This is a genomic window from Pseudomonadota bacterium (genome assembly GCA_018823135.1).
Classification (GTDB): Bacteria; Desulfobacterota; Desulfobulbia; order Desulfobulbales; family CALZHT01; genus JAHJJF01.
In genome coordinates this window covers 1-3,154 of record JAHJJF010000127.1, presented here as the reverse complement: position 1 = coordinate 3,154, position 3,154 = coordinate 1, and the positions used below count along the sequence as shown (strand labels likewise).

Annotated in this window: 4 protein-coding genes; 2 read left to right on the top strand and 2 right to left on the bottom strand. The window is 47.1% G+C overall.

Annotation, left to right across the window (positions count from 1 at the left end):
• Both KKE17_13490 and KKE17_13485 read right to left on the bottom strand, forming a co-directional pair.
• Positions 1–316 (bottom strand): 16S rRNA (cytidine(1402)-2'-O)-methyltransferase (locus KKE17_13490; GenBank protein ID MBU1711010.1); only part of this gene is annotated, 316 nt, incomplete at its 3' end.
• A gap of 31 nt (positions 317–347) precedes the next feature.
• Entirely contained in the window at positions 348–1,154 is an 807-nt protein-coding gene (locus tag KKE17_13485) for a sensor histidine kinase (protein ID MBU1711009.1), read from the bottom strand.
• Between the two features lie 212 nt (positions 1,155–1,366).
• Between KKE17_13485 and KKE17_13480 the strand changes: the two genes are divergently transcribed.
• Both KKE17_13480 and KKE17_13475 read left to right on the top strand, forming a co-directional pair.
• Positions 1,367–1,726 (top strand): metalloregulator ArsR/SmtB family transcription factor, encoded by a 360-nt coding sequence (locus KKE17_13480; protein MBU1711008.1) that lies wholly within the window; start codon positions 1,367–1,369, stop codon positions 1,724–1,726.
• Between the two features lie 66 nt (positions 1,727–1,792).
• Complete coding sequence (locus KKE17_13475) at positions 1,793–2,920, top strand: SO_0444 family Cu/Zn efflux transporter (protein ID MBU1711007.1); 1,128 nt, start codon at positions 1,793–1,795, stop codon at positions 2,918–2,920.
• The last annotated feature ends 234 nt before the right edge of the window (positions 2,921–3,154 follow it).

Here is a 3,154-nt window from a genome sequence, read left to right as displayed (position 1 = left end):
GCGCCCGGGATACCAGAATCCCACCAGGATCCGATATTCCCGGAGTCCCGGCATCAGAAACCACCGCGACGTCCTCTCCCCCCTGCAATTTCTCGATAAACAGATCGGACCGCTCCACCTCATTGCCTTTGAAATAACTCTGCAAAGGGGTTTTAATCCCTAAATGGTTGAGGAGTTTTCTGGTCCGGCGGGTGTCTTCTGCGGCTATAAGACTCACCTGCCCAAGGATTCGAATTGCCCGGAGCGTGATATCTTCAAGGTTGCCTATGGGAGTGGCAACCACAAACAATGTGCCGGTTACAGGAGATGAGTCGATTTTCTTTGGTTTTTTTTGCGCCACAACCAACCTAAAAAACGGGCATAGAGAGTTTGAACTGCGTACAGCCCGGTTTGCTTTCGCAATGGATCACAGAATTACATTCGTGAGCTAATGTATTTGCCATATAAAGGCCGAGACCGGAAGCATTTTCTTTGGTTGTAAAAAAGGGCTCAAAAATTCTTTCCATATTTTCAGGACTGATTCCCGGGCCATTATCCCGGATGAGTACTTCTGCCTTACCATTTTGAAGAGTTGATTCAACAAACAGCTCATGAGGGCCTTCAATGCTCCTCATCGCATCGACGGCATTTTCAAGCAAGGCACAAATAATCTGGTGGACTTCAAGTTGAAACTGCTTCAACGGAGGCAGGGTTTCATTCAAAGAAAATTGTTTATGAACTTTATGTTTAAAAAAGGAATCCGCTTTTAAAAAATCAACCTCATCCGTGATAATCGAATTTAGCGTGTAGCTGGCTGAATCCGTACCCGCCTCAAAATCCTGAAAAGATGCGGTGCGTCGCATGATATTCTGAATCGAACGCACACTCCCTCCCATAGTTTCATGGAGGCTCGCACGCCGTTTGAGCATTTCCCTGAGTTCAAGCAATTCCAAAGATTCTCCGCCTTCTTTAAGGTCTTGAACAATCCTGGCAAGCAATTCATCGGCCTTGACAAACATCATGGAAATCAGCTCGGACTGCATGGTAATTGCCTGTATATCACCATTCATATTATGAACCAAGCCCCTGTAAAGCCGGCCGATTGCCGCATCATGGCTCTGCTGAAGATATGCTTTTTCCCAAGCGTCATTATGGTTTAATTTATTTTTTTTCATAAATATCGAATACAACACTTGTTAGGATATTACAACAACCCTTTTAAGAAAACTTGACGCGCAATAAATAAGCCATTAATATGTGAGTAAGTGATCATATATTAATACATGTTTTCATATTATATTATTTCATACTATAAACATCACTATATTTCAAACAGCAAAAACGAGCAGCTTTTACTGATTTTCATCCGCCCTATAAAGGACACTAAATGCCTGAAACCCAAGACGATCAATGTCGCTGCAAAATAATTCATGGAGAAAGAGTTGAAGCGGCCCGCAAATCAGCCATCGAATCAAATGAACTGCATAATGCTGTTGATCTTTTAAAGGCAATGGCCGACACCTCCCGTTTCAAAATAATCCACGCACTCAAGGAAGATGAGATGTGTGTCTGCGATCTCGCGGCCTTGCTTGGTGTATCGCAATCCGCGGTGAGCCACCAGCTACGGCTATTACGAAATTTACGACTTGTCTCAAACAGGCGCCAGGGACCGATCCTGTATTACCGCCTGAACGATACACATGTTGAACAACTCATGAACATAGCTCTTGAACATATTCGCGAATAACAAGGAAACACTGCTTTGGAATATATACTTGAACTCATTGAAAACGTCTTAACCGCATCCTGGCATATGCTGCTGGATGCTTCCCTGTTTATACTTTTTGGCATATTAATCGGCGGATTACTCAAGGTCTTCCTTTCAGCAGCCTTTGTTGCACAACATCTTGGCAAGGGAAAATTTTCATCCGTCTTCAAAGCGGCGCTTTTCGGCATCCCGATTCCGCTCTGCTCATGCGGCGTGCTCCCCGCTGCCGCCGCCCTAAAAAAACAGGGGGCAAATAACGGCGCCACTACCGCTTTCCTGATTTCAACGCCTGAATCAGGTGTCGACTCCATCAGCATCACCTATGCCTTGCTCGACCCGATCATGACCATTGCCAGGCCCGTTGCCGCTTTTTTCACGGCGGTGGCAGCGGGAATCACCGAAAACCTTCTCCATTTCCAGCAGGATGACGATTGGCAGAGAGTCATTGACAAGAGCTGCCCCATTGATAATTGTTGCGACGGCAAGGACTGCCCGCCAGAAGAGCATGCTTCCCATCATTCATTTTTGGAAAAATTACGCTCCGGACTCAACTTTGCCATCAATGATCTCTGGGGTGATCTTGTGGGCTGGTTTGCCGCCGGACTATTGATGGGCGGCCTGATCACCACCCTGATACCCGATACATTCATGACCAGATATCTCGGCGGCGGCATTGAATCCATGCTCATCATGCTTGCCGTGGGAATCCCCATGTACATCTGCGCCACCGCATCAACGCCCATAGCCGCGGCCTTGATCATTAAAGGGGTAAGCCCCGGCGCCGCCCTGGTCTTCCTGCTGGTGGGCCCGGCAACCAATATCACCTCGCTTTCCGTTCTCTTTGGTATTCTCGGAAAACGCGCCACCGGCATCTACCTTCTTTCACTTTCCTTTTTTGCGGTGTTGTCCGGGCTTCTTCTCGACTGGATATACGGAGTTTCCGGAATCTCCGCCCGGGCGATTGCCGGCCAGGCCAGCGAAGTTATTCCAGAATGGGCCAATCTTTTCGGAGCAATTATTGCCATCGCCCTTTCAATAAAGCCCCTATATCTCCTCATAAAAAAATTCTTCAGCACTGGAAATAATGACAATTGTGGACATAGTCATTGCACCGAAGAAAAACATCTCCAAGAAATCCCATTAAGCAAACCGGAATGCAAAGCCCCCACATGAGGCTGCAACTGACAGATCCGGTGGATCTGAACTTTTAAGCCTTTTAACACCATTCGATGACAAAAAAAGAGCCCCCCGGAGAACCCGGGAGGCTTAGGGGAAGGAAATGCCATCCCTGGATAATCGCGATCAGTCGTACCGGAGAGAAGGAACAACCTTGTTGATTACCCAGAAAATGGCAAATGGCGTTGCCGCCACAGTGAGAGCGCCGAAAACACCTTCTTTATAGGTTTC

Bases quoted from the DNA above. Each gene is read 5' to 3' on its own strand.
- KKE17_13485 (MBU1711009.1), bottom strand. From the start codon at position 1,154: ATGAAAAAAAATAAATTAAACCATAATGACGCTTGGGAAAAAGCATAT.
- KKE17_13480 (MBU1711008.1), top strand. From the start codon at position 1,367: ATGCCTGAAACCCAAGACGATCAATGTCGCTGCAAAATAATTCATGGA.
- KKE17_13475 (MBU1711007.1), top strand. From the start codon at position 1,793: ATGCTGCTGGATGCTTCCCTGTTTATACTTTTTGGCATATTAATCGGC.